The sequence below is a fragment of the Franconibacter pulveris genome, from assembly GCF_056780215.1.
This window is the reverse complement of record NZ_CM165555.1, coordinates 1,877,798-1,901,548: the sequence shown is the minus strand read 5'-3', so window position 1 is coordinate 1,901,548 and position 23,751 is coordinate 1,877,798. Positions and strand designations below refer to the sequence as shown.

Sequence of the window (23,751 nt, the reverse complement as noted above, 5' to 3'; positions counted from 1 at the left end):
TGCACTTTCCAGGCGGGAAGACAAAGCAGTAGCCATACTTCGTTTTTCAGGCTATTGATAATCCTTCTTAAACAATCTGAAAGGAGTGCAGCCGATGTCGACCTCGCGCCAAATCCTCGCCGCGATCTTTGATATGGATGGATTGCTGATCGATTCCGAACCCCTGTGGGACCAGGCGGAACTGGAAGTGATGAAAACGCTGGGCGTGGATATCTCCCGCCGCCATGAATTGCCCGACACGCTGGGGTTACGCATCGATCTTGTCGTGGAGCTCTGGTTCGCCCAACAGCCCTGGAATGGCCCGTCGGTGGCGGAAGTGACGGAGCGCATCATTAACCGCGCCATCACGTTGGTGGAAGAAAAACGCCCTCTGCTGCCAGGTGTGCATCAGGCGGTAGCCCTTTGCAAAGCGCAGGGCCTGAAGGTAGGTCTGGCCTCCGCTTCGCCTTTGCGCATGCTTGAACAGGTGCTGGACATGTTTGAACTGCGCGACCAGTTTGACGCCCTCGCCTCGGCGGAGCACTTGCCGTACAGCAAGCCGCACCCGCAAGTCTATCTTGATGCCGCCGCGAAGCTTGGCGTAGACCCGCTGACCTGCGTCACGCTGGAAGATTCCGTTAACGGCATGGTGGCAACGAAAGCCGCGCGCATGCGCTCCATCGTCATCCCGGCCCCGGAAAACCGCGACGACCCCCGCTGGGCGCTGGCTAACGTGAAGCTTGACTCGCTGGAGGCGCTGACGGCAACGCATCTGCGCGGTTAAGCGGTTACCGCTGAAAAAGGGCACGCCGCTGCCCTTTTTTATTAAGCCCATCAAAATTTATAAAACAGCTTTTCAATTCGATTTGTGTTTTATCACGCCCCTTCCTATGCTTCTCGCAAGCTCACCCACGGACCATTTCATCACCATACAGGGGCATCTATGATTCTTGACGCTTTTACGCTTGCAGGGAAAGTAGCGCTGGTTACCGGCTGCGATACGGGTCTGGGACAAGGCATGACGCTGGGCCTGGCTGAGGCGGGCTGCGATATTATTGGGGTCAACCGCAAAGCGCCGCAGGAGACGGCGCAGAAAGTGCAGGCGCTGGGCCGCCGCTTTCACGCCATTCAGGCCGACCTCGGCCGCCAGGACAGGCTGCAGGATATCGTTCGCGAAGCGGTTGAGAAAATGGGGCGGATAGACATTCTGGTCAACAATGCCGGCACCATTCGCCGGGAAGAGGCGCTCAGTTTTAGTGAAAAGGACTGGGATGAGGTAATGAACCTGAACCTGAAGTCGCTGTTTTTCCTTTCCCAGGCCGTGGCGAAACAGTTTATTAAGCAAGGCAGCGGCGGCAAGATTATTAATATCGCTTCAATGCTCTCTTTTCAGGGCGGCATACGGGTGCCTTCTTATACCGCCTCGAAAAGCGGCGTGCTGGGTCTGACCCGACTGCTGGCGAACGAATGGGCAAAACACGGTATCAACGTCAACGGCATCGCACCGGGCTATATGGCGACCAATAACACCCAGGAGCTGCGTGAAGACGCAGCGCGCAATCAGGAAATCCTCGACCGCATTCCCGCCGGACGCTGGGGCAAACCGGAGGATTTACAAGGGGCGGTGGTGTTTCTGGCTTCATCCGCTGCCGATTATGTGAACGGGTATACGCTGGCTGTGGACGGAGGCTGGCTGGCGCGCTGACTGCGGGCGCGGATTGTGACAAAGAGTTACACCGTCACCACTTCCGTCTACTGTATAAAACTCCTATACTGGATGAATTGACAGTTACGTTGGGTTTTATCATGACGGCGGAAGGCCACCTGCTTTTTTCCATTGCCTGCGCGGTGTTCGCCAAAAACGCCGAGCTCACGCCTGTACTGGCGCAGGGCGACTGGTGGCATATTGTTCCCTCGGCCATTCTCACTTGCCTGCTGCCGGATATCGATCACCCTAAATCGTTTCTTGGGCAGCGGCTTAAATGGATATCGAAACCCATCGCCCGCGCTTTTGGACACCGCGGCTTTACTCACAGCCTGCTGGCCGTCTTTGGCTTGCTGACGGTGTTTTATCTGCAGGTGCCGGAAAGCTGGATTGTTCCTGCCGACGCGCTGCAGGGCATGGTGCTGGGCTACCTGAGCCATATTCTCGCCGACATGCTAACCCCTGCAGGCGTGCCGTTGCTGTGGCCCTGCCGCTGGCGCTTTCGTTTGCCTATCCTGGCGCCGCAAAAAGGCAACCAGCTGGAGCGCGTATTGTGCATGGCGCTTTTCGCCTGGGCGGTCTGGATGCCGCAAGGCATGCCCGAAAACAGTGCAATTCGCTGGTCATCTCAGGCGATCAATTCGCTGCAAAACGGCTTTAATCGGTTTATTCATCACCAGACAGGACAATAAACCAGCAAAATAATACCGCACGGAATAACCTATTCTTTTTGGATATAAGGAACTCGCAACGCTTCTGATACCCTTTGCGGCATAAAGGCATGCCATTTTACGCATGCCCGTCATAAGAAATCAGGAGAAACGGGGATGAACCTTCCATTAATCGCGAACGTTGTCGCGTTCGTCATTCTGCTGCTCTTGCTGGCGCAAACGCGCCACAAGCAGTGGAGCCTCGCCAAAAAAGTATTGCTCGGCCTGGTCATCGGCGTGGTCTTTGGCCTCGCGCTGCAGCTGATTTACGGCGCGCAAAGCGATGTGCTGAAAAGCTCGATCCAGTGGTTCAACGTGGTCGGCAACGGCTATGTTCAGCTGCTGCAGATGATTGTTATGCCGCTGGTCTTCGCCTCTATTCTGAGCGCCGTGGCGCGCCTGCATAACGCCTCTTCCCTTGGCAAGATTAGCGTACTGACTATCGGCACCCTGCTCTTCACGACGCTTATCGCGGCGCTGGTGGGCGTTTTTGTCACTAACCTCTTTGGCCTGACGGCGGAAGGTCTGGTGCAGGGGAGCGCGGAAACCGCTCGCCTGAACGCTATCCAGACGAACTACGTTGGTAAAGTGGCGGACCTGACTGTACCGCAGCTGCTGCTGTCGTTTGTGCCTAAAAACCCGTTCGCCGACCTCACTGGCGCAAACCCCACGTCGATTATCAGCGTCGTGATTTTTGCCGCTTTCCTCGGCGTGGCCGCGCTTAAGCTGCTGAAAGACGATGCGCCGAAAGGCGAACGCGTGCTGGCGGCCATCGATACCCTGCAAAGCTGGGTAATGAAGCTGGTGCGTCTCGTTATGCAACTGACGCCTTATGGCGTGCTGGCGCTGATGACTAAGGTGGTTGCAGGCTCCAATCTGCAGGACATCATTAAGCTCGGCAGCTTCGTTGTCGCCTCTTACCTGGGGCTGGGCATCATGTTTGTCGTGCATGGCATTCTGCTTGCGGTTAATGGCGTCAGCCCGCTGAAATATTTCCGCAAAGTCTGGCCGGTACTGACTTTCGCCTTTACCAGCCGCTCAAGCGCAGCGTCCATTCCGCTGAATGTGGAAGCGCAGACGCGTCGTCTGGGCGTGCCGGAATCGATCGCAAGCTTCGCCGCCTCTTTCGGCGCCACCATTGGACAGAACGGCTGTGCGGGTCTCTACCCGACTATGCTGGCGGTAATGGTTGCCCCGACGGTCGGCATTAACCCGTTCGACCCGATGTGGATAGCAACGCTGGTTGGCATCGTCACCCTGAGCTCCGCAGGCGTAGCGGGCGTGGGCGGCGGCGCCACCTTCGCGGCGCTGATCGTGCTGCCAGCGATGGGACTGCCGGTAACGCTCGTCGCTCTGCTGATCTCCGTTGAACCGCTTATCGATATGGGCCGTACGGCGCTGAACGTGAGCGGCTCAATGACCGCCGGCACGCTCACCAGCCAGTGGCTCAAGCAGACCGACAAAACGGTTCTGAACAGCGAGGAAGAAGCCGAACTGGCTCACCGCTAAGCGATAAAAAAGCAAAAGCCGCCTTCAGGCGGCTTTTTTATGCCTGAAGCAGGCTAAACGTCCGTTTCCTGACGCATCTGTGTAGCCCAGCGTTGGGCGGCTTCAGGCACGCCGAAGGCGGGGGAGCGGCGAAAGTGCTCGCCCACCAGCACAAACGCGACGTATTTGCCACGCAGCAGGTACACATCCTGAAAACCCTCCATGCGCACGGCATGATCCGGCGGAGCCGGCTCCACGCGGGGTACATAGTTGATGATGGGACGATTCTGTTGACGAAGTGGTTTCATAGGCGTCGGTTTTTTACTCTTAACAATTCCATAAACAGGAAAAAACTATCATAGCGGATTGTGGCCTGCGGCGTCGCGCATAGCGTGCTTCAACGCGCCTCAGATGATGTTTTTCACGCCGTTTTGCCGTCTGGCGCAAGCGCTCGATTCCCTTCCCTGTTCTATAGTTAGAAAGCTTTTGAACACAAAAAAGCCGCCTTTCAGCAATGAAAACAGGAGAAGCGTTCAATGTCGCAAGATGAGAAAAAACCACACCATCATGAATCGCCGGTGCATGACGCCGATGAGTCGCGTCCCGGCCTCGATTCCCTTGCTCCGGAAGATGGTTCGCACCGCCCCGACCCGGTTCCTACCCCGCCCGGAGAGCAACCCACCGCGCCCGGCAGTCTGAAAGCGCCGGACACCTCTAATGAAAAGCTTAAATCACTGGAAACCTTTCGCAAAGGAAGCGAAAACTTTCCGCTGACCACTAACCAGGGCGTGCGCATCGCCGACGATCAGAATTCCCTGCGCGCAGGCACGCGCGGCCCTACGCTGCTGGAAGATTTTATCCTGCGGGAAAAAATCACCCACTTTGACCATGAGCGTATCCCGGAGCGTATCGTCCACGCCCGCGGCTCGGCGGCCCACGGTTATTTTCAGCCCTACAAGAGCCTGAGCCATATCACGAAAGCCGATTTCCTCTCCGACCCTGATAAAATCACCCCTGTCTTTGTACGATTCTCTACCGTTCAGGGCGGCGCAGGCTCGGCGGATACCGTGCGCGATATCCGCGGTTTCGCAACGAAGTTTTATACCCAGGAAGGCATTTTTGACCTGGTCGGCAACAATACGCCGGTGTTTTTCATTCAGGACGCCCATAAATTCCCGGATTTCGTTCACGCCGTGAAGCCGGAGCCGCACTGGGCTATTCCACAAGGCCAGAGCGCCCACGACACGTTCTGGGATTATGTCTCGCTGCAGCCTGAGACGCTGCATAACGTTATCTGGGCGATGTCCGATCGCGGCATTCCGCGCAGCTACCGCACCATGGAAGGCTTCGGCATCCACACTTTCCGGATGATTAACGCCGAAGGCAAAGCGACCTTTGTTCGCTTCCACTGGAAGCCGGTGGCGGGGAAAGCGTCACTGCTGTGGGACGAATCGCAAAAGCTTACCGGCCGCGACCCCGATTTCCATCGTCGCGATCTGTGGGAAGCTATCGAAGCGGGCGACTTCCCGGAATATGAGCTCGGCCTGCAGCTTATACCGGAAGAAGATGAGTTCAAGTTTGATTTCGACCTGCTGGATGCCACCAAACTGATTCCGGAAGAGTTGGTGCCGGTGCAGCTGGTGGGCAAAATGGTGCTCAACCGCAACCCGGATAACTTCTTCGCCGAGAACGAACAGGCGGCATTCCATCCGGGCCATATCGTGCCGGGGCTGGATTTCACCAACGACCCGCTGTTGCAGGGCCGCCTCTTCTCCTACACCGATACGCAAATCAGCCGTCTCGGCGGGCCGAATTTCCACGAAATTCCGATTAACCGCCCTACCTGCCCTTATCACAATTTCCAGCGGGACGGCATGCACCGCATGGATATCGACACCAATCCGGCAAACTACGAACCCAACTCAATCAACGACAACTGGCCGCGCGAAACGCCGCCGGGGCCGAAACGCGGCGGGTTCGAGAGCTATCAGGAGCGTATTGAAGGCTATAAAGTCCGCGAGCGCAGCCCGTCGTTTGGCGAATATTACGCGCATCCGCGCCTCTTCTGGCAAAGCCAGACGCCGGTTGAACAGCGCCATATTATCGACGCTTTCAGCTTTGAGCTAAGCAAGGTCGTGCGTCCCTATATTCGTGAGCGCGTGGTGGATCAGCTTTGTCGCATCGACATTTCGCTGGCCCAGCCAGTCGCTGAAAATCTGGGGATTGAGCTGACGGATGAGCAGATGCATATCGCTCCGCCGAAAGATGTTAACGGCCTGAAAAAAGATGCCTCGCTTAGCCTTTATGCGGTGCCGGGCGGCTCGGTAAAAGGCCGCGTGGTGGCGGTCCTGCTTAACGATAAAGTGAATGGCGCCGAGCTACTCTCTGTACTGCAAAAGTTAAAAACGCACGGCGTGCATGCAAAGCTGCTCTACAAACGCATGGGTGAAGCGGTGGCGGATGATGGCTCACGAATTCCGGTCGCGGGCACGTTCGCCGGCTCCCCGTCATTAACCGTGGATGCGGTGATTGTGCCAGGGGGCGATGTCGCTTCGATCCTTGATAACGCCGATGCCGCGTACTACCTGATGGAGGCCTACAAGCACCTTAAGGTTATCGCGCTGCTCGGGGAGGCCCGTCAGTTCAAACCGTTCATTAAGGTTCCGGATGCGGGCGAGGAAGGCGTGCTGGAGGCGGATGACGCGACAGGCAACTTTACCGACGATTTTGTGAAGCTGCTGGCGGGCCATCGCATCTGGTCGCGCACCACGAAAAGTCTCACCATCCCGGCTTGATCGCGGTTATCTTCCCCCTCCTTTCCCGGAGGGGAAAGATAATAAAAAAACCGGCCGAAGCCGGTTTTTTAACCCTGAGCGCTTACTTTTTCGGCGCCTGCGGGTCGGTGTCATACTCGGCGCAGGTCTGGTAGCCGGAGTTCAGCACGTGGCCGGTATCGTCGAGCGCGACGAAATAGGTTTCGGTTTTGCCGTTACGTTGACCCAGGATATAGGTCTGGCAGGTGCCACGAGCGTGGATCATGGTCACTTCAGAAGAAGGCTGACCGGCAATCTGGCGAACCTGCTCACGGCTCATGCCTTTTTTCACATCCTTCACAACCGGCTGCGTGAACTGATCGGTCGTCCGGTCATAAGCCGTACAGCCCGCAAGCATAGTCATAACCGCCGCTGCACTTAAAAATCCTGCAAAGTTCTTTTTCATTTTGTCGTCCTCTTTTCTCAGCGTGTGGAGTAAGCCTGGAATAGAAACGAACATTTATCAACTTGTTAGCGATAAGCGAAGCGAATTAGGATTATTCCCTTATCGACAGGAGGGAAAGAGAAAACGCCGCAATTAGCAGCGCTCACGCCATCTGTAGCGGTACGAAACTTGTCGTTTTGCCGTCAAAGGGTTAGCTTTAACAAATCCTGTTTTTTCGCCTGCGCGTTGCAGGTTAACCACAACCGGAGGGGTTAAATGTCTTTGCAGCAAGAGATTATTCAGGCGCTTGGCGCGAAACCGCAGATTGACGCCCGCGAAGAGATCCGCGCCAGCGTCGATTTCCTCAAAAGCTACCTCAAAACCTATCCGTTTCTGAAAACCCTGGTGTTAGGCATCAGCGGCGGCCAGGACTCCACGCTCGCAGGCAAGCTGAGCCAGACGGCTATCAGCGAACTGCGTGAAGAAACCGGCGACAGCAGTTACCAGTTCATCGCCGTGCGCCTGCCCTTCGGCGTGCAGTTTGATGAAAAGGATTGCCAGGACGCGCTGAACTTTATCCAGCCGGATAAAGTACTGACGGTGAATATTAAGGAATCTGTGTTGGCGAGCGAGAAAGCGCTGCGCGACGCGGGCATTGAGCTCAGCGATTTTGTGCGCGGCAACGAAAAAGCGCGCGAGCGTATGAAAGCGCAGTACAGCATTGCGAGCATGACCAAAGGCGTGGTGGTGGGCACCGACCACGCGGCGGAAGCCATTACCGGTTTCTTCACCAAATATGGCGACGGCGGCACCGACATTAACCCGCTGTTCCGTCTCAACAAACGTCAGGGCAAACAGCTGCTTAAAGAGTTGGGCTGCCCGGAACATCTCTACCTGAAAGTGCCGACCGCCGATCTTGAAGACGATCGCCCCTCCCTGCCGGATGAAGTGGCGCTGGGCGTGACTTACGAGAACATTGACGATTACCTTGAAGGTAAGCAGATCGACGAAAATCTCGCCAAAACCATTGAAGGCTGGTATCTCAAGACGGAGCATAAGCGTCGCCCGCCGATCACCATTTTTGACGACTTCTGGAAAAAATAATCACGCAAGGTGGCTTCGGCCACCTTTTTTATGGAAAGCGTATGCCTGAGTCAGCCCCTTCTCTTCCCGCCCATCCGGTTTCAGCACAACGCGCCACTCTTGCAGGGCTGATAGCGATTCTCCTCTGGAGCGCTTCCGTCGGCCTGTTTCGCAGCATCGCCGAGCAGTTCGGTCCGACCGGCGGCGCCGCGCTTATTTACACGCTCAGCGCCATTTGCCTTTGTCTGGCGCTGGGGTTGCCGCGCCCGCGTCAGTTACCGGGACGGTATTTGTTTATCGGCGGCGCGCTTTTCGTCGGCTATGAAATCAGTCTCGCTCTCGCCATTGGTCTTGCCCACACCCGAGCGCAGTCGCTGGAGCTTGGCATGATCAACTATCTGTGGCCGAGCCTTACCGTTCTGCTGGCGCTGTTTTTAAACGGCCAGCGCGCCTCGTGGCTCATCTGGCCCGGCTTAGCGCTGGCGGTTGCAGGCGTCGCGCAGGTGTTGAAAGGCGACGGCGACTGGTCGCCCGCCCTGCTGTGGGCCAATATGCAGGATAACCCCCTCGCTTATGGTCTGGCCTTTGCCGCCGCGCTTATCTGGGCGCTTTACTGTAACCTCACGCGCCGCTGGAGCGAGGGTAAAAGCGGCGTGGCGCTTTTCTTCTGCGCGACGGCCATCGTCTTATGGGTTATGTTTTTTATTACGCCGCAGCCCGCGCTGCACTTTTCGCTGCCCGCCTCGTTACAGTTGCTGTTTATGGGGCTGTCGACCGCTATCGCTTACTCCGCATGGAATCGAGGCATAAGCCACGGCAATATGACCCTGCTCGCCACCGCCTCGTACTTCACGCCGGTGCTTTCCGCGCTGCTTGCCAGCCTCTGGCTCGGCCTGACGCCCGGCTTCGGCTTCTGGCAAGGAGTGGGGATGGTAGTGCTTGGATCGCTGGTCTGCTGGCTTGCCACGCGCAACCGCTGAACAACATGCCGCTTTTTCAACCAGACATTCCCTGATAGACTGGATAAGTAAACAGTATTCAGGAGAGTAATGAGTGGTAAGGCGTACTGGCGCGCCAAGGCTCGATTTTGAAGCCGCGGCGATTTATGAATACCCCGAGCATCTGCGTCCCTGGCTTGACGATCTGCCCAAACACCCCGGCGTGTATGTTTTCCATGGCGAAAGCGAAACCATGCCTCTTTATATCGGTAAAAGCGTGAATATCCGCAGCCGGGTGCTCTCTCACCTGCGCACCCCGGATGAAGCGGCGATGCTGCGCCAGTCCCGGCGAATCACGTTTATCCGCACGGCAGGCGAGATAGGCGCGCTGCTGCTGGAAGCGCAGATGATCAAAGAGCAGCAGCCCTTGTTCAACAAACGCCTGCGCCGCAACCGTCAGCTCTGCTCGCTGCGCCTGAACGGCGCGAAGCCGGAAGTGGTGTATGCCCGCGAGGTCGATTTCTCCAGCGAGCCCGGGCTTTATGGTCTTTTCTCCAGCCGCCGCGCCGCGCTGCAAACGCTGCAGTCGCTGGCTGATGAGCATCAGCTTTGTTACGGCCTGCTGGGGCTTGAGGCGTTAAGCCGCGGCCGCGCCTGCTTTCGCTCGGCGCTTAAGCGCTGCGCGGGGGCCTGCTGCGGGCGCGAGAGCGAAGAGGCGCACAATGAGCGGCTGATGGCGGGCCTGGCGCGCATGCAGGTGATCTGCTGGCCGTGGCAGGGCCCGGTGGGGCTTAAAGAGAGCTTCGGCGAGATGACCCAGTACCATATCATTCATAACTGGTTCTGGCTCGGCTCGGTCAACACGCTGGATGAGGCGAAAACCATCAGCCGCGCGCCGCAGGGCTTCGACAACGACGGCTATAAAATACTCTGCAAGCCGCTGATTAGCGGCCAGCACGATATCGTCGAACTGGCGCGCTAAGCTTCAGAGATAGGTGATTTCGCTAAACAGCAGCTGGCCTTCCGATTTCAGCAGCCGCAGCGTATGCCTTCCCTCCTGCCACCAGGCCCCCTGATCGGCGGTGAGCAGCTTATCTTCAAGCTGCCACGCGCCGCTAATCACGTACACGATTCCGCCGCGCGAGCTAAACGTGGTAAAGGTGCGGTCCGCTACCCGCACGTTGGCCTGACAGCGGTCGCGGCGGGTCATAACGTTGAAGTCCAGCGACATTCGCCCTTCCGATAACACCGCGCGTACGGTCTGTTCTCCTGAAAAGGCGAATGGCTGATGGCGGCGTAAGATATGGCGAAACGCATTGCCGCCATCGAGCGTAACCTCCCCGCCCTCCAGCAGCGTGACAATCCGGTCAACCTGCGGAAAAGGGGCAAACTCGCCATTGCTGGACAGGGAGGCAATACTGGCGCGCCAGTTGAAATCACGGGTAGCGGGCGGAAAGCAGCAGATTTCGCGCGTTTCTCCCGCGCCGTTTCGCCATAAATTGACCGGCATTTTTTTAATATCAAAAAATTCCATTACCACTCCTGAAAACACGCGTAACGCGCCAGGGCCCCGCGCAAGAAGGACGGAGCGAAAAATATTATGGGTATAAACAAAACCTGTTATCGGCAGCGCCTGGCCATTGCTGCAGGGCCGGGAGATAGCTACACCGCTTATCTTTTTAACATTCTGATAACGATGAAGTTTTGATGGACGCTGGCCAATGAGAATAACGATCTGCCAGCCGCAGGCAAGAGGGAAACGCAAAAAGAAAACCGCCGGTCCTGTTCACAGCATCGTGGTGCGCTATGAACAAGACCGGCGGTCTTTAAGAGGTCGCTGTCGTTATTATTCAGCAGCTTCCGGCATTTTACCTTCCGGAGCCGGACGTTCTGTCAGACGCTTCTCAAAATTGGCATTAAATTGCTTTTTCTGCTCCGGCGTCAGGATGTTATAGATTTTATTCTGGGTTTCCAGATGGGCCATCATGCGCGCTTTGTTCTGCTCGGCCATTTTATCTACCTGCGCCTGCGCTTTCGCGCGGTCGAAGCTGTCGCTGGCTATCAGGTTGTGCATTTCACGACGTTCTTCCAGTGACGGACGCTTGAACTTCTCACGCTGCGCTTTATGGATATCGCGGATCTGCTGCTTTTGCGCGTCGGTCAGGTTCAGGCCTTTTAACATCATCTCATTGTGCGGACCGCGCGGGCCTTTATGATGCTGCATCGGCGCGCTGTCGGTGGTGGTTGCGGACGTGGCGGTATCCGCCGCATGTGCCAGATTAGCTGCGCCCAGAGCCAGAGTGGAAGCAACAAAAATCGCAGTTAATTTACGCATAATATTGTCCTTACTTTGTTTATTCGGCGACAGGGTTTGTCGCGTTGACGAGAATGAGTTTAGGGCTTATTACGTCAAGTAATCAGAGCCACAGTAAAACAATGAAAGGATAAAAAACAAGAAATAATCAATTATGAAGAAAATAAGGATAAAGCGTGGAAAAGCACAAGAAAATATAACAACACACTGATTAAGAAGGAAATGTGCAGAAAGTATAAAGGCAAGGCGCTGCAAAAGAAAGCAACAAGCCAGGAATATTCCGCAAAAAATTTGATCCCGCTCTAAATATAAGCGGGCCCCTGAACGGAGCCCGACATTATTTCATTTCGATGAGCATTAATCCCGCCCGCATCCCGGTCGCCACCGAGGGGTTGGGAAATAAAACATATTCGCAATCGTGCTTCACTTCATAACGCGTATCGCTATCTTCCGCCAGCAAAGTGCCGCGCGGAAAAGCGGTGAAGTTGAGCGTCTGGCCGGTCATGTGCAGCACGAAGCTGTCGCTATGCCGGGTGATTTGCTGCACCACTTTGTAACGCAGCGGCGGGGCCTGCGCCGTCGGCGCTTCGCCGCCGCACAACAATGCCGCCAGCGCCGTTTCCGTGACCGCGAACTGCGACAGGTCGTTTTCACCGAACGGCTGCGCCTTGCCAAGCTCCAGCGTACAGCTCAGCGTGCCGAAGTGTTCGCTGCTGAAATGGGTAAAGGTGCCGCCCGGCGCACGATGGAAGACCAACGCCTGCAGCCCGGCGCAGCCCAGCCAGGCGAGATAAGCCTCGTCGTAGGGCAGCGGGCGCGCAGGCAACACGCCAAATCGCGGATGGTAAGAGCCGCGAATGGCAGTGTGCATGTCCAGATGCCAGCGCAGCTTCTCCTCGCCGCTTGCGAAAAATTTCTCCAGCGTATGCTCAAGCACATTGGCCCGCTGCGTCTCTACGCTCTCGGGGAACTGTTGCCAGCGGCCGCCGAACATCCGGTTCATATCGCTGTGCAGGTAACGCTTGCCGCTGCGCAGCGCCGACGGGTTGCCAAGCACGACCAGCAACCGCCACTGGAGCGCCAGCTCGCCGTCAAAGAGCCGTTTCAACAGCCTGTCGAGGATCTCCACCGGCGCGGTCTCATTGCCATGAACGCCTGCCGAGAGGATAAGCGCCTTTTCCACCGGCTGAAGGGGCGTCAGCAGCAGAATGCCCTCATCCCACCACTGCCAGCGAAAGTGCGCCGTCTCGCCCTGCCTCTGCCCGGGCGCTTTGCCCTTGAGCGTGTGCGCCAGAAAGTCGCGCATCGTGCCTCCTTATTAACGCTGGAATGGATAAACTGACCCTAAGTGTAGCAAGCGGGTCAGTTCTTCCAGCGCCTCCCTGCCCTCGCGCAGCAGCTGCGGGTCGGCGAGATCCGCCTGCGTCAGCCGGTCGCGGTAGTGTTTCTCTACCCAGCGGGTAAGCGTTTCGAACAGCGCGTCGTTCATCATAACAGCAGGGTTAACCGCCTGGCGCTCCGCGTCGTTCAACACCACGCGCAGGCGCAGGCAGGCGGGACCGCCGCCGTTGGCCATGCTTTCACGCAGGTCAAACACCTTCAGCTCGTTTATCGGGTTGTCGCTGGCGACCAGCGCATTCAGATAGCGCCAGACGCCTTCATGCTGGCGCGACTCCTCCGGCAGCACCAGCACCATTGAGCCATCGTCGCGGCTTAGCAACTGGCTGTTGAAAAGGTACGTTTCCACAGCGTCCTGCACCGAGACCTGGTTCGTCGGCACTTCGAGCGCCATAAAGCCCGGCACTTTTGCGCGCAGTTCGCCTAACACATCTTGCTGATGAAGAAACGCCTGCTCATGGCAGAAAAGCACCTGTTGATTGGACACGGCGATAACGTCGTTATGAAACACGCCCTGGTCGATGACCGCCGGGTTTTGCTGGGCGAAAATCAGCTGCTTCGGGTTAACCTGATTTACGCGGGCCACCGCCTGGCTTGCCTCCAGCGTCTGACGCGCCGGGTAGCGGGCCGGGATAAGCCCGCCGCTCTCTTCGCGGCCATAGACAAAAAGCTGAATGCCCGGCTCGCCGTAGTCGCCGCCGAGGCGGTTATGGTTAGCCGCCCCCTCGTCGCCGAACATCGCCACCTGCGGCAGCGCCGGATGAACGGAAAAATGCGCTTCATCGCGAAAAATGGCGCGCAGCAGCCGTTCGGTAGTGGGCGCTTCGCTGGCGCGATGGAATTTATTGTTAAGATTGGCGACGGTCAGGTGCACTTTGCCATCCAGCGCATCGGCGGAAGGGCAAACCGTCGCGGCGTTAGCCACCCACATCGAAGAGGCCGAGCTCGCGGCGCTCAGCAGGTGCGGCGCCTGCCGCCAGGCTTTCTCCACGACCTGCTCGTCTGTGCCGTTAAAGCCCAGCAGGCGCAGCGCCTCGACGCCAGGACGCTCCTGCGGCGGGATCACCGCCTGGGCGAAGCCCGCATCCGCAAGGGCTTTCATCTTGCGCAACCCCTGAAGCGCGGCGAGTTTCGGGTTAGAAACCTGGTAGCGGTGCTTCGTAGAAGCTTCGTTGCCAAACGACAGCCCGGCGTAGTGGTGGGTTAAGCCCACCAGCCCGTCAAAGTTAACTTCGCGCGCTTTCATGCCTGCTCCTTAGTGAAATCCAGCCCCGGGCTTAAGGTTGCCGGCAGCGTAAAGCTCGGGCTTTCCAGCGAGGCCATCGGCCAGGCGCAATAATCCGCCGCGTACCACGCGCTGGCGCGGTGGTTGCCGGACGCGCCCACGCCGCCAAACGGCGCGGTGCTCGCCGCCCCGGTAAGCGGCTTGTTCCAGTTGACGATGCCCGCCCGCGCTTCCAGCAGCAGCTGTTCAAACTGCTCGCGGTCGGGTGAAATCAGCCCGCTCGCCAGCCCGTAACGGGTATCATTGGCCATGCGAATGGCTTCATCAAAGCTGTCGTAGCGATAAACGCAAAGCAGCGGGCCGAAAACCTCTTCATCCGGCACGTCGCGCGCTTCGCTCATGTCGATAATGCCAGGCGTGAGCAGTGAGCTGCCCGCGCGCAGCAGCGTTGGGGTCAGCAGCGGTTTGCCGCCGCGCGCCAGATGCCCTTGCCAGGCCTCCAGCACCCGCTCCGCCGCCTGCACCGACACCAGCCCGCCGATAAACGGCTGCGGTTCGGCGTCCCAGCGGTCGGGCTGAATGCGGCGGCTGATTTCCACCAGGCGCGCAAGAAATGCGTCGCCCGCGTCTCCCCGCTTCACCAGCAAACGACGCGCGCAGGTGCAGCGCTGACCGGCGGTAATAAAAGCGGACTGAATAGCCAGATGCACCGCGCCGTCGAGATCCGCGGGATCTTCCACAATCAGCGGATTGTTGCCGCCCATCTCCAGCGCCAGGATTTTCTCCGGCTGCCCGGCAAGCTGGCGGTGAAGCTGGTAGCCGGTATTCGCGCTGCCGGTAAAGAGCAGCCCGTCAATATCGTGTTGCGAAGAGAGCGCCTGGCCGGTTTCGCGCCCGCCCTGCACAAGGTTCAGCACGCCTGCCGGCAGCCCCGCCTGCTCCCAGAGTTTCATCACCGCTTCGCCGGTGTGCGGCGTCAGCTCGCTGGGTTTGAAAACCAGCGTATTGCCCGCAAGCAGCGCAGGAACGATATGCCCGTTCGGCAAGTGGCCCGGGAAATTATAGGGACCGAACACCGCCAGCACGCCATGCGGGCGATGACGCAGCGAGGCGGCGCCGTCCGGCATCGGGCTGTGCTGTTCGCCGGTGCGGGTCTGGTAAGCTTTTACCGAAATGCCCACTTTATTGATCATCGCCGTCACTTCCGTCGCCGCTTCCCAGCGCGGTTTACCGGTTTCCCGGGCGATGATTTCAGCGAGCTGCGCTTTGTTCTCATCCAACAAAGCCGCGAACTTTTCCGCTATCGCCTGACGCCCGGCGAAGGGGCGCTTCGCCCAGCCGGGAAAGGCTTCGCGCGCGCTTTTGCACGCCTGCGCCACCTGCTGCGCATCCGCCGCTTTACCCTGCCAGAGCGTTTCGCCACTGACCGGGTTGGTTTTCTCAAACCCCTCGCCGTTGCCGTTCAGCCACTGGCCGTTAATCCACAAACTCATGCTTTTTTCTCCTCAGGGCAGAGACGAACCAGACGCACGGTGTCGCCGGGACGACATTTCAGGGCGTCGAGGGTAGCGCCGTCCAGCACCAGCCGCTCGGTATGGGGATTCGCGCGCACCAGCATCACGCGGAACATGTCGTAATTTTCATTCGCCACCATGCAGGCGGGCAGATCCTCGCCCGTGGCGGGCTGGCCTTCCGCCACTTCCACCAGTCGGCTTTTACGGATAGCGCGCACCCGGTCGACATCGCACTCCAGCGTCGGGCCGCCGTCGAAGATATCGACATAGTTGCGATAGCGGAACCCCTCCGCTTCCAGCACCGCGCGAGCCGGGGCCGTTTGCGGGTGCACCTGACCTATCACCGCCTGCGCCGCCTCGCTCAAAAAGTGAGTGTAGATCGGGTGTTTCGGCATCAGTTCAGCGATAAACGCTTTCTGCCCGGTGCCGCACAGGTAGTCGGCGCGGCTGAACTCCATGGAGAAGAAGCGCTGGCCGAGGCTATCCCAGAAAGGAGAATAGCCATGCTCATCAATGACGCCGCGCATCTCCGCCACCACCTTTTCATTAAACCGTTCGCGAAAGGCGGCCATAAACATAAAGCGCGATTTCGACAGCAGATAGCCGTTGCCCTCTTTACGCCACTGCGGGTCGAGAAACAGCGTGCAAAGCTCGCTGCTGCCGGTGTGATCGTTACTTAAAAAGAGCGTCGGCAGCGCGTTATAGACATTCAGCTCTTTTGAGGCGTGCACCAGCGTGCCGACGCGGTAGTTATACCAGGGATCGTTCAGCCCCACCGCCACCTCAATCGCGCAGATGCCCGCCACCGCGCCGCTTTGCGTATCTTCCAGCACGAACACATAGCCCTGGTCAGCTTTCGGCAGCGTGCCGCGCCAGGTTTGCAGCGAGCGCTCAATGCGGGCGCTAAGGGTCGCTTCATCGACCGGCAGCGAGGTAAGCCCCCCGCCCGTTTTCCCGGCAAGCGCAAGCAGCGCGCCAAGGTCGTTATGCTCAATAGGGCGAATCACCATCATGATGAACCCTCCGCAAGAAAGCGGCTGCACGCGCGGGCGAAGCGTTCAAGCCCGGCGGCGATCTCCGCTTCGCTGATATTAAGCGCGGGCGCGAAGCGCACCACGTTGCCGCCGGCAATCAGCACCATGACCCCTTCCTGTGCGGCAAGCGTAGAGATGGCTTTCGCTTTACCGGCATACTCATCGTGAAGCACGCACCCGAGCAGCAGCCCGAGACCGCGAACTTCTTTAAACAGCTTCAGACGGTCATTCAACGCAGTAAGCTGTTCAATAAAAGCGTGATGCCGCGCTTTCACGCCCTGCAACGTTTCAGGGGTGTTGATAAGCTCCAGAACACGCCCCGCCACCGCGCTCGCCAGCGGGTTGCCGCCGTAGGTCGTACCGTGGGTGCCAACGCCCATGACCTTCGAGAAACGCTCGGTGGTAAGAATGGCACCAATCGGGAAACCGCCGCCCAGCGCTTTGGCGGTGGAGAGCACATCCGGCGTTACCCCGTAGTGCATATAAGCGTAAAGCGAACCGGTGCGCCCCACGCCGGTCTGCACCTCGTCAAAAATCAGTACCGCGTTGTGCGCGTCGCACAGTTCGCGCAACCCTTGCAGAAAAGCGGGGTCGGCCGGCACCACGCCGCCCTCGCCCTGCATCGGTTCGACAATCACCGCGCAGGTATCGTCATTGATAAGCGCGCGGGCGGAGGCGAGATCGTTATACACGGCGTGAGAAATCTGCGGCGGCAGCGGCGCGAAATCCTGAGAATAAGCTGGCTGGCCGCCCGCCGAGACGGTAAACAGGGTGCGGCCATGAAAAGCGTTTTTGAAAGCGACAATGCCGCTTTTCTGCGGACCGACATTATCGTGGGCGTACTTGCGCGCCAGCTTCAGCGCCGCCTCGTTGGCCTCCGCCCCCGAATTACAGAAGAAAACGCGATCGGCGAACGTGGCGTCGATAAGCTGTTTAGCCAGCTTCAGCACCGGCTCGTTGGTATAACCGTTACCGGTGTGCCACAGCCTCGCCGCTTGCGCCTCCAGCGCTTTGCGCAGCTCCGGGTTAGCGTGCCCCAGCGCGTTAACGGCGATGCCGCCAGCAAAATCGATATACTCCTTGCCTTCCTGATCCCACAGCGTCGAACCTTCAGCCCGTACCGGAATAAACGGCGCCGGCGCGTAAACCGGGATCATCCATTCATCAAAGTTTTGACGGGTAATTGACTGCGACATAGCGACCTCTTCCGGTAAATTAATGGTTGTCGATTTGTTAATAAATATGATGTGTTTGCGCTCTTACAATAGATTGCAGGCTTCGTGCCAGCCAGCCGCAAAAATGCATAACTGATATCAGCGCGATGAAAATCAACAACTTACGAACCAGAATTATTCACTATTAGTGCATAAACAGTGCATATTAACGTGATGCGCTGCGGTTGCAGAAAAATAAATAAGCAATGTTATGCATAAACCGAATATCCTTCTGGATTTGTGATCGCAGGCAGGATTCAGATGAAAAAAGCGCCCTTTTTTAGGGCGCCATGCGCTGAAATGGGGCGCTATGCGCCGAAACGGGGCATCACGGCGAAACCGAGCCATTCATCTGAGCAATTAAAAGGATTGCCGCAGGGGGGCAGCGATGCGGGGGCTTTTCTGGTATTCTCTGACGCCTGACTTTCCGCAATGTGGCAGCGACTATGAAATTTGTCTCTTTTAATATCAACGGCCTGCGCGCCCGACCCCATCAGCTTGAAGCGCTGGTGGAGCAGCATCAGCCTGACGTCATCGGTCTTCAGGAAACGAAAGTGCATGACGATATGTTCCCGCTCGAAGAGGTAGCAAAACTCGGTTACAACGTTTTCTACCACGGCCAGAAAGGGCATTACGGCGTGGCGCTGCTGACAAAAGAGACGCCGGTCGCCGTGCGTCGGGGCTTTCCGGGGGACGATGAAGAGGCGCAGCGCCGTCTGATCATGGCGGAGATCCCGTCTGAAATCGGCAACATTACGGTAATTAACGGTTATTTCCCTCAGGGCGAAAGCCGCGACCATCCGACGAAATTCCCGGCTAAAGCGGCGTTTTATCAAAACCTGCAGGCTTATCTGGAAAGCGAGCTTCAGCGCGAAAACCCGGTGATTATCATGGGCGATATGAATATCAGCCCAACGGATCTGGATATCGGCATCGGCGAAGAGAGCCGCAAACGCTGGTTGCGCACCGGCAAGTGCTCATTCCTGCCGGAAGAGCGCGAATGGATGGGCCGCCTGCTGAACTGGGGTCTGGTGGATACTTACCGCCATGCTAACCCGGAATCGACCGACCGCTTCTCCTGGTTCGACTACCGCTCGCGCGGCTTTGACGATAATCGCGGCCTGCGCATCGACCTGTTGCTGGCAAGCTCGCCGCTGATGGAGCGTCTGGTGGAAACCGGTATCGACTACGATATTCGCGCCATGGAAAAACCGTCCGACCATGCACCGGTGTGGGCGACATTTAAGCTTTAAGCGTCGCGATAAGCGTGCTCGCCTTTCTTTCAGGGTGAGCGCGCAAAGCGAAATCCACAGCCTACTCTGTCCGTCCCGCTCGCCGTCTCTCCCCTGAGGGGAGCGGTAAGGCGAGCACGGGCGTCTCTTTTTTCATCTTAAGCTTATGAAAACGATTGATGTTGTCGCCGCTATTATCGAAAAGCAGGGCAAAATCCTGCTGGCGCAGCGGCCAGCCAGCGGCGACCAGCCGGGACGCTGGGAGTTTCCCGGCGGCAAAGTGGAAGCGGGAGAAAGCCAGCCGCAGGCGCTGGCGCGCGAGCTGGCGGAAGAATTAGGCATTAAGGCGCACGTGGGCCGCTATGTCGCGAGCCACGAGCAGGAAGTCAGCGGCAGACGCATCCGTCTGCACGCCTGGCATGTGGCCGATTTCGCAGGCATGCTGACCGCTCACTGCCACAGCGCGCTGGTGTGGTGCGACCCCGCCGACGCGCCGCGTTATGATCTTGCTCCGGCGGATATCCCCCTGCTCGCCGCGTTTATGGCTGCACGCGACGCCAGACCAGCGGGTTCGTGCTAACCGTTTTTTCATCGCGCTGGCATTGCAGCATGACGCCCTGGGCATTGACCACCGCCCCTTCCGAATAGTTTTGATCCTGATAAATACAGCACTGGTTACAGGGCGGCGGGCGATGACCGCCGCTGCTGAACACTTCCGGCGGTACGGCAACGCCAATATCCGACGGGTAGCTCTCCTCGGGATACCCGTCGGAACCAGAATGATAACGCTCTCCCGCTGCGCAAAAGCCCGACAGCAGCAGTAATCCTCCCGCCAGCACTACGTTTATCCTGTGCATGCATTTTCTCCTGATGATTACGGTTACGCCGCGCCGTTAACCGCTACTGCGCCATATCTCACAAGCTTCGTCAATATATCGCTTTTTGTCATAAGTTTTCATGATGATAACAAAAAAAAGCCACCGGACAGCCGACAAATTTTGCTTGCTTTATCGCCTTAACTGAATGGTATAGTCGCCGGGCTGGCGCATTTTTATTCATAAATTCCACAAATAAAATCATTTATCTATAAAAGGAGCTTATACCTTATGGGACAACATCTTACTCTGGAGCAGTTTCTTTCCTCTGCGCAGCAGCGCGACCCGCACCAACCGGAATTCGCCCAGGCGGTGCGCGAAGTAATGACCACCCTGTGGCCTTTTCTGGATAACCACCCTCACTACCGCGACCACGCTTTACTGGCGCGCCTTGTCGAACCGGAGCGGATTATTCAGTTTCGCGTCGTATGGGTAAATGATCGTAATGAAGTGCAGGTCAACCGCGCCTGGCGCGTGCAGTTCAACTCCGCCATCGGCCCCTATAAAGGCGGCATGCGCTTTCATCCATCCGTGAACTTATCGATTCTGAAATTCCTCGGTTTTGAACAAACGTTTAAAAATGCGCTGACGACGCTGCCCATGGGCGGCGGCAAAGGCGGCAGCGATTTCGACCCGAAAGGCAAGAGCGAAGGTGAAATCATGCGTTTTTGCCAGGCGCTGATGACCGAACTGTGGCGCCACCTCGGCCCGGATACCGACGTTCCGGCGGGAGACATCGGCGTAGGCGGGCGCGAGGTCGGCTATATGGCAGGCATGATGAAAAAGCTCAGCAACCACAACGCCTGCGTCTTTACCGGCAAAGGGCTCTCTTTCGGCGGCAGCCTGATTCGCCCGGAGGCGACCGGCTATGGGCTGATTTACTTCACCGACGCCATGCTCAAGCAGCACGGCATGGCGCTTGAAGGGATGCGCGTGGCGGTCTCCGGCTCCGGTAACGTTGCGCAATACGCTATTGAAAAAGCGATGCTTTACGGCGCGCGCGTCATCACCGCCTCCGATTCCAACGGCACGGTGGTGGATGAAAGCGGCTTCACGACGGAAAAGCTGGCGCGACTGGCGCAGATTAAGGCAAGCCGCGACGGCCGCGTAGCCGATTACGCGCGCGAGTTTAAGCTGACATATCTGGAAGGCAAACAGCCCTGGAGCGTGCCGGTGGATATCGCCCTGCCCTGCGCTACGCAAAATGAACTGGATCTCGAGGCGGCGTTAACGCTCATCGCCAATGGCGTAAAAGCCGTGGCGGAAGGCGCGAATATGCCCACCACGATTGAGGCTACCGACGCGTTTCTGGCGGCGGGCGTGCTTTTTGCTCCAGGAAAAGCGGCCAATGCGGGCGGCGTCGCCACTTCCGGGCTTGAGATGGCGCAGAACGCCGCGCGTATGGGGTGGAAAGCAGAGAAAGTGGACGCCCGCCTGCACCACATCATGCACGACATCCACCACGCCTGCGTGACCTATGGCGAAGGCGAGCGCCAGGTAAACTATGTGCGCGGCGCCAATATCGCGGGCTTTGTGAAAGTGGCGGACGCGATGCTGGCGCAGGGCGTTATCTGAACGGCGGGTAATAAAAAAGCCTGCGTCGGCGCGACGCAGGCTTATCAAGGTCAGCTAAGCAGGTTGCCATTTACAGCGAACCGGGGAGACAATGCGCCCCTGCGCTTTCAGGTTCTTGAACGCCTTATCGATGGCTTTGCGATCGAGCTCGCAAACTTTTTCAACTTCACCCGCCGAAACCGGCTTGCCGGCCTCTTTCATCAGTTGCAGTACTTTCGTTTCATTGTCCATTGAAAACACCTGTCGCGTTATCCGTTACGCCGCACCCGCGGCGCCGACATGATAAAGTAAAACCACACTTAAACAAGGGGCTTATTCCGCCGCGTCGCCCGACGCGGGCGCGCCGGTTTTTTTACTGCGTCCGCCGCCTTTCTTGCCGCCTTTAAATTTTCGCTGCCCTTTGGCCTGCGGCGCCGCGAGGCCGCGGAACTGGCGAACCGGCGCGCTGCGCGCCTGGTCTATCAGCGCGTAGAGGGTTTGCACCAGCGGCGCCATAAAGTCCTGATAGCGGCACTGCTTCTCGCTGATTTGCGTCAGCGTCGATTCCCACTGCGCCGTCATGTCCGGACGCGCCGCCAGCTCCGGCAGCGCATGGATAAGCGCCCGGCCCGGCTCGGTCGAGCGAATATAGCGCCCCTGCTTCTCCAGAAAACCGCGCTTAAACAACAGCTCGATAATCCCTGCACGGGTGGCCTCTGTTCCCAGCCCATCGGTGGCGCGCAGGATTTTTTTGAGATCTTTATCCTGCACAAAGCGGGCGATGCCGGTCATCGCGGAAAGCAGCGTGGCGTCGGTGAAATGGCGCGGCGGCTGCGTCTGACGCTCCACCACTTCGCCATGCTCGCACAGCAGCTCATCGTCTTTGGCGACCACCGGCAAAGGCGAACCATCGTTTTCTTCATCCCGCTCCTTCGCCCCAAGCAGCGTGCGCCAGCCCGCTTCCGCCAGAAAGCGCGCTTTGGCGATAAACTTGCCGCCTGCGATATCAAGGTCGATAACGCATTTGCGAAATACCGCGTCAGCGCAGAACTGCATCAGGTACTGGCGGGCGATAAGCCCGTACACTTTCGCCTCGCCGTCGTTAAGCGAAACGGAAGCGCTGCGGGCTGTCGGAATGATAGCGTGGTGCGCATCGACCTTTTTATCATCCCAGCAGCGGTTACGGCGCTCCGGATCCACCGCCGGCTGCGGCAGCAGATCGCTTGCGTGAACGCCAATCGCCTTCATCACCGCGTGCCGTCCGGCAAAATGCTCTTCCGGCAGGTAGCGACAGTCGGAACGCGGGTAGGTAATCAGCTTGTGGGTTTCATAGAGCTTCTGGCAGATATCCAGCACGTTCTGCGCCGAAAAACCAAAGCGCTTCGCCGCTTCAATCTGTAATGCCGAAAGGGAAAACGGCAGCGGCGCGGCTTCCGATTCGCGCTTATCGCTGTAGGCCGTTACCCGCGCGGGCTGCCCGGCGATACGCTTCACGACATGCTCAGCAAGCGCGCGGTTAAGCAGCCTGCCCTCTTCATCCTGGTGCGGCTCGCACGCCTCGCTGGGCTGCCAGATGGCGACAAAGCGCTCATCCTTCGGCGTGACGATATGCGCTTTCACTTCGAAATAATCTTTGGGTATGAAATTTTCTATCTCTTCGTCGCGCCTGACTACCAGCCCCAGCACCGGCGTTTGCACGCGCCCAACCGACAATACTCCCTGATAGCCGGCATTTTGCCCAAGGAGGGTATACGCGCGGGTCATGTTGATGCCATACAGCCAGTCAGCGCGGGCGCGGGCCAGCGCAGAAGTGCTGAGCGGCACAAACTCGCGGTTTTCACGCAGACGGGAGATAGCGCGCTCCACCGCCTGCGGGTTGAGATCGTTTATCAGGCAACGCTGTACCTGCTTGCGTTTTTCCGCCGGCAGCTGCAGGTAGTCCAGCACTTCGTCTACCAGCAACTGTCCTTCGCGGTCCGGGTCGCCCGCGTGCACCACTTCGCTCGCTTCGCGCAGCAGCTTTTTAATCACGTTGAGCTGTTTGGTCACCGAGGCGCGCGGCTGCAACTGCCACTTTTCCGGCACGATAGGCAGGTCCGCCAGGTTCCAGCGCCCATAGCGACTGTCATACGCATCGGGTTGCGCCTGCTCAAGCAGGTGGCCCACGCACCAGGTCACTACCTGGCCGTTTCCGCATTCGATAAAACCATCGCCTCTGCGGTGCGGCTTAGGCAGCACGTCGGCGATGGCGCGCCCGAGGCTGGGCTTTTCGGCGATAAACAACCGCATG

The 23,751-nt window shown here is 58.1% G+C and carries 23 protein-coding genes; 11 read left to right on the top strand and 12 right to left on the bottom strand.

Annotated features, from left to right (window positions below; all coding sequences use genetic code 11):
- Nucleotides 1-94 precede the first annotated feature (94 nt).
- The 4 genes from hxpB to ACU4F7_RS09125 all read left to right on the top strand — a co-directional run bounded on the left by hxpB (nucleotide 95) and on the right by ACU4F7_RS09125 (nucleotide 3,903).
- Nucleotides 95-763, top strand: a complete 669-nt coding sequence (hxpB, locus tag ACU4F7_RS09140) for a hexitol phosphatase HxpB (protein WP_481638476.1) — start codon at nucleotides 95-97, stop codon at nucleotides 761-763.
- 159 nt (nucleotides 764-922) lie between these two features.
- Entirely contained in the window at nucleotides 923-1,684 is a 762-nt protein-coding gene (gene kduD / locus ACU4F7_RS09135) for a 2-dehydro-3-deoxy-D-gluconate 5-dehydrogenase KduD (RefSeq protein ID WP_029592629.1), read from the top strand.
- Between the two features lie 89 nt (nucleotides 1,685-1,773).
- On the top strand, nucleotides 1,774-2,376 hold the full coding sequence (locus ACU4F7_RS09130; protein WP_125454258.1) for a metal-dependent hydrolase: 603 nt from the start codon (nucleotides 1,774-1,776) through the stop codon (nucleotides 2,374-2,376).
- A gap of 135 nt (nucleotides 2,377-2,511) precedes the next feature.
- Nucleotides 2,512-3,903, top strand: coding sequence for an L-cystine transporter (locus ACU4F7_RS09125; protein ID WP_024559614.1), 1,392 nt, complete (start codon nucleotides 2,512-2,514; stop codon nucleotides 3,901-3,903).
- A gap of 53 nt (nucleotides 3,904-3,956) precedes the next feature.
- Here the strand turns inward: ACU4F7_RS09125 and cedA are convergent, their stop codons facing one another.
- Entirely contained in the window at nucleotides 3,957-4,190 is a 234-nt protein-coding gene (cedA, locus tag ACU4F7_RS09120; protein WP_029592627.1) for a cell division activator CedA, read from the bottom strand.
- A gap of 228 nt (nucleotides 4,191-4,418) precedes the next feature.
- Between cedA and katE the strand changes: the two genes are divergently transcribed.
- Entirely contained in the window at nucleotides 4,419-6,677 is a 2,259-nt protein-coding gene (gene katE / locus ACU4F7_RS09115; RefSeq protein WP_481638475.1) for a catalase HPII, read from the top strand.
- An 82-nt stretch (nucleotides 6,678-6,759) separates the two neighbouring features.
- On the opposite strand, the gene osmE is transcribed toward katE, so the two are convergent.
- The gene (osmE, locus tag ACU4F7_RS09110; protein WP_024558062.1) at nucleotides 6,760-7,101 is read right to left on the bottom strand and encodes an osmotically-inducible lipoprotein OsmE; all 342 of its coding nucleotides are present in this window, start codon (nucleotides 7,099-7,101) and stop codon (nucleotides 6,760-6,762) included.
- Nucleotides 7,102-7,356: 255 nt separating this feature from the next.
- Between osmE and nadE the strand changes: the two genes are divergently transcribed.
- From nadE to cho, 3 genes are all read left to right on the top strand, one after another.
- Nucleotides 7,357-8,184: an ammonia-dependent NAD(+) synthetase gene (gene nadE, locus ACU4F7_RS09105; protein ID WP_029592624.1), complete on the top strand. Its 828-nt coding sequence runs from the start codon at nucleotides 7,357-7,359 to the stop codon at nucleotides 8,182-8,184.
- Between the two features lie 41 nt (nucleotides 8,185-8,225).
- On the top strand, nucleotides 8,226-9,143 hold the full coding sequence (gene yddG / locus ACU4F7_RS09100; RefSeq protein WP_481638474.1) for an aromatic amino acid DMT transporter YddG: 918 nt from the start codon (nucleotides 8,226-8,228) through the stop codon (nucleotides 9,141-9,143).
- A 73-nt stretch (nucleotides 9,144-9,216) separates the two neighbouring features.
- The gene (gene cho, locus ACU4F7_RS09095; RefSeq protein WP_024558059.1) at nucleotides 9,217-10,083 is read left to right on the top strand and encodes an excinuclease Cho; all 867 of its coding nucleotides are present in this window, start codon (nucleotides 9,217-9,219) and stop codon (nucleotides 10,081-10,083) included.
- Nucleotides 10,084-10,086: 3 nt separating this feature from the next.
- On the opposite strand, the gene ves is transcribed toward cho, so the two are convergent.
- The 7 genes from ves to ACU4F7_RS09060 all read right to left on the bottom strand — a co-directional run bounded on the left by ves (nucleotide 10,087) and on the right by ACU4F7_RS09060 (nucleotide 17,782).
- The gene (gene ves / locus ACU4F7_RS09090) at nucleotides 10,087-10,635 is read right to left on the bottom strand and encodes an environmental stress-induced protein Ves (RefSeq protein WP_481638473.1); all 549 of its coding nucleotides are present in this window, start codon (nucleotides 10,633-10,635) and stop codon (nucleotides 10,087-10,089) included.
- Nucleotides 10,636-10,947: 312 nt separating this feature from the next.
- Nucleotides 10,948-11,436 (bottom strand): ATP-independent periplasmic protein-refolding chaperone Spy, encoded by a 489-nt coding sequence (gene spy / locus ACU4F7_RS09085; RefSeq protein ID WP_029592618.1) that lies wholly within the window; start codon nucleotides 11,434-11,436, stop codon nucleotides 10,948-10,950.
- Between the two features lie 316 nt (nucleotides 11,437-11,752).
- A complete protein-coding gene (gene astE / locus ACU4F7_RS09080) occupies nucleotides 11,753-12,721 on the bottom strand; it encodes a succinylglutamate desuccinylase (RefSeq protein ID WP_029592616.1) in 969 nt (322 codons plus the stop codon).
- Between the two features lie 12 nt (nucleotides 12,722-12,733).
- Nucleotides 12,734-14,059: an N-succinylarginine dihydrolase gene (gene astB, locus ACU4F7_RS09075; protein WP_481638472.1), complete on the bottom strand. Its 1,326-nt coding sequence runs from the start codon at nucleotides 14,057-14,059 to the stop codon at nucleotides 12,734-12,736.
- Nucleotides 14,056-15,531, bottom strand: coding sequence for a succinylglutamate-semialdehyde dehydrogenase (gene astD, locus ACU4F7_RS09070; protein WP_481638471.1), 1,476 nt, complete (start codon nucleotides 15,529-15,531; stop codon nucleotides 14,056-14,058). The genes astB and astD overlap by 4 nt, the downstream gene beginning before the upstream one ends.
- The gene (astA, locus tag ACU4F7_RS09065; RefSeq protein WP_024558053.1) at nucleotides 15,528-16,565 is read right to left on the bottom strand and encodes an arginine N-succinyltransferase; all 1,038 of its coding nucleotides are present in this window, start codon (nucleotides 16,563-16,565) and stop codon (nucleotides 15,528-15,530) included. Before astA ends, astD begins: the two co-directional genes overlap by 4 nt.
- Nucleotides 16,562-17,782, bottom strand: a complete 1,221-nt coding sequence (locus tag ACU4F7_RS09060) for a bifunctional succinylornithine transaminase/acetylornithine transaminase (RefSeq protein ID WP_481638470.1) — start codon at nucleotides 17,780-17,782, stop codon at nucleotides 16,562-16,564. Before ACU4F7_RS09060 ends, astA begins: the two co-directional genes overlap by 4 nt.
- A gap of 464 nt (nucleotides 17,783-18,246) precedes the next feature.
- Between ACU4F7_RS09060 and xthA the strand changes: the two genes are divergently transcribed.
- Both xthA and ACU4F7_RS09050 read left to right on the top strand, forming a co-directional pair.
- Complete coding sequence (xthA, locus tag ACU4F7_RS09055; RefSeq protein ID WP_029592610.1) at nucleotides 18,247-19,053, top strand: exodeoxyribonuclease III; 807 nt, start codon at nucleotides 18,247-18,249, stop codon at nucleotides 19,051-19,053.
- 145 nt (nucleotides 19,054-19,198) lie between these two features.
- On the top strand, nucleotides 19,199-19,612 hold the full coding sequence (locus tag ACU4F7_RS09050; RefSeq protein WP_029592609.1) for a pyrimidine (deoxy)nucleoside triphosphate diphosphatase: 414 nt from the start codon (nucleotides 19,199-19,201) through the stop codon (nucleotides 19,610-19,612).
- Here the strand turns inward: ACU4F7_RS09050 and ACU4F7_RS09045 are convergent.
- The gene (locus tag ACU4F7_RS09045; RefSeq protein ID WP_029592607.1) at nucleotides 19,572-19,889 is read right to left on the bottom strand and encodes a YnjH family protein; all 318 of its coding nucleotides are present in this window, start codon (nucleotides 19,887-19,889) and stop codon (nucleotides 19,572-19,574) included. The genes ACU4F7_RS09050 and ACU4F7_RS09045 overlap by 41 nt on opposite strands.
- 249 nt (nucleotides 19,890-20,138) lie before the next feature.
- Here ACU4F7_RS09045 and gdhA point away from each other — a divergent pair, with 249 nt between their 5' ends.
- Nucleotides 20,139-21,482, top strand: coding sequence for an NADP-specific glutamate dehydrogenase (gdhA, locus tag ACU4F7_RS09040; RefSeq protein WP_029592606.1), 1,344 nt, complete (start codon nucleotides 20,139-20,141; stop codon nucleotides 21,480-21,482).
- A gap of 54 nt (nucleotides 21,483-21,536) precedes the next feature.
- Here gdhA and ACU4F7_RS09035 read toward each other — a convergent pair whose 3' ends face one another.
- Together ACU4F7_RS09035 and ACU4F7_RS09030 are read right to left on the bottom strand one after the other, a co-directional pair.
- Nucleotides 21,537-21,713: a hypothetical protein gene (locus ACU4F7_RS09035; RefSeq protein WP_048888235.1), complete on the bottom strand. Its 177-nt coding sequence runs from the start codon at nucleotides 21,711-21,713 to the stop codon at nucleotides 21,537-21,539.
- A gap of 81 nt (nucleotides 21,714-21,794) precedes the next feature.
- Nucleotides 21,795-23,750 (bottom strand): DNA topoisomerase III, encoded by a 1,956-nt coding sequence (locus ACU4F7_RS09030; protein ID WP_481638469.1) that lies wholly within the window; start codon nucleotides 23,748-23,750, stop codon nucleotides 21,795-21,797.
- Nucleotide 23,751: the final 1 nt, after the last annotated feature.

What these genes read in the sequence shown, in the direction of transcription:
- ACU4F7_RS09125 (WP_024559614.1), top strand. Translation starts at nt 2,512, where the DNA reads ATGAACCTTCCATTAATCGCGAACGTTGTCGCGTTCGTCATTCTGCTG.
- astA (WP_024558053.1), bottom strand. Translation starts at nt 16,565, where the DNA reads ATGATGGTGATTCGCCCTATTGAGCATAACGACCTTGGCGCGCTGCTT.
- ACU4F7_RS09030 (WP_481638469.1), bottom strand. Translation starts at nt 23,750, where the DNA reads ATGCGGTTGTTTATCGCCGAAAAGCCCAGCCTCGGGCGCGCCATCGCC.
- astD (WP_481638471.1), bottom strand. Translation starts at nt 15,531, where the DNA reads ATGAGTTTGTGGATTAACGGCCAGTGGCTGAACGGCAACGGCGAGGGG.
- yddG (WP_481638474.1), top strand. Translation starts at nt 8,226, where the DNA reads ATGCCTGAGTCAGCCCCTTCTCTTCCCGCCCATCCGGTTTCAGCACAA.
- katE (WP_481638475.1), top strand. Translation starts at nt 4,419, where the DNA reads ATGTCGCAAGATGAGAAAAAACCACACCATCATGAATCGCCGGTGCAT.
- ves (WP_481638473.1), bottom strand. Translation starts at nt 10,635, where the DNA reads ATGGAATTTTTTGATATTAAAAAAATGCCGGTCAATTTATGGCGAAAC.
- kduD (WP_029592629.1), top strand. Translation starts at nt 923, where the DNA reads ATGATTCTTGACGCTTTTACGCTTGCAGGGAAAGTAGCGCTGGTTACC.
- astB (WP_481638472.1), bottom strand. Translation starts at nt 14,059, where the DNA reads ATGAAAGCGCGCGAAGTTAACTTTGACGGGCTGGTGGGCTTAACCCAC.
- xthA (WP_029592610.1), top strand. Translation starts at nt 18,247, where the DNA reads ATGAAATTTGTCTCTTTTAATATCAACGGCCTGCGCGCCCGACCCCAT.
- ACU4F7_RS09050 (WP_029592609.1), top strand. Translation starts at nt 19,199, where the DNA reads ATGAAAACGATTGATGTTGTCGCCGCTATTATCGAAAAGCAGGGCAAA.
- ACU4F7_RS09045 (WP_029592607.1), bottom strand. Translation starts at nt 19,889, where the DNA reads ATGCACAGGATAAACGTAGTGCTGGCGGGAGGATTACTGCTGCTGTCG.
- spy (WP_029592618.1), bottom strand. Translation starts at nt 11,436, where the DNA reads ATGCGTAAATTAACTGCGATTTTTGTTGCTTCCACTCTGGCTCTGGGC.
- osmE (WP_024558062.1), bottom strand. Translation starts at nt 7,101, where the DNA reads ATGAAAAAGAACTTTGCAGGATTTTTAAGTGCAGCGGCGGTTATGACT.
- astE (WP_029592616.1), bottom strand. Translation starts at nt 12,721, where the DNA reads ATGCGCGACTTTCTGGCGCACACGCTCAAGGGCAAAGCGCCCGGGCAG.
- gdhA (WP_029592606.1), top strand. Translation starts at nt 20,139, where the DNA reads ATGGGACAACATCTTACTCTGGAGCAGTTTCTTTCCTCTGCGCAGCAG.
- ACU4F7_RS09035 (WP_048888235.1), bottom strand. Translation starts at nt 21,713, where the DNA reads ATGGACAATGAAACGAAAGTACTGCAACTGATGAAAGAGGCCGGCAAG.
- ACU4F7_RS09060 (WP_481638470.1), bottom strand. Translation starts at nt 17,782, where the DNA reads ATGTCGCAGTCAATTACCCGTCAAAACTTTGATGAATGGATGATCCCG.
- cedA (WP_029592627.1), bottom strand. Translation starts at nt 4,190, where the DNA reads ATGAAACCACTTCGTCAACAGAATCGTCCCATCATCAACTATGTACCC.
- hxpB (WP_481638476.1), top strand. Translation starts at nt 95, where the DNA reads ATGTCGACCTCGCGCCAAATCCTCGCCGCGATCTTTGATATGGATGGA.
- nadE (WP_029592624.1), top strand. Translation starts at nt 7,357, where the DNA reads ATGTCTTTGCAGCAAGAGATTATTCAGGCGCTTGGCGCGAAACCGCAG.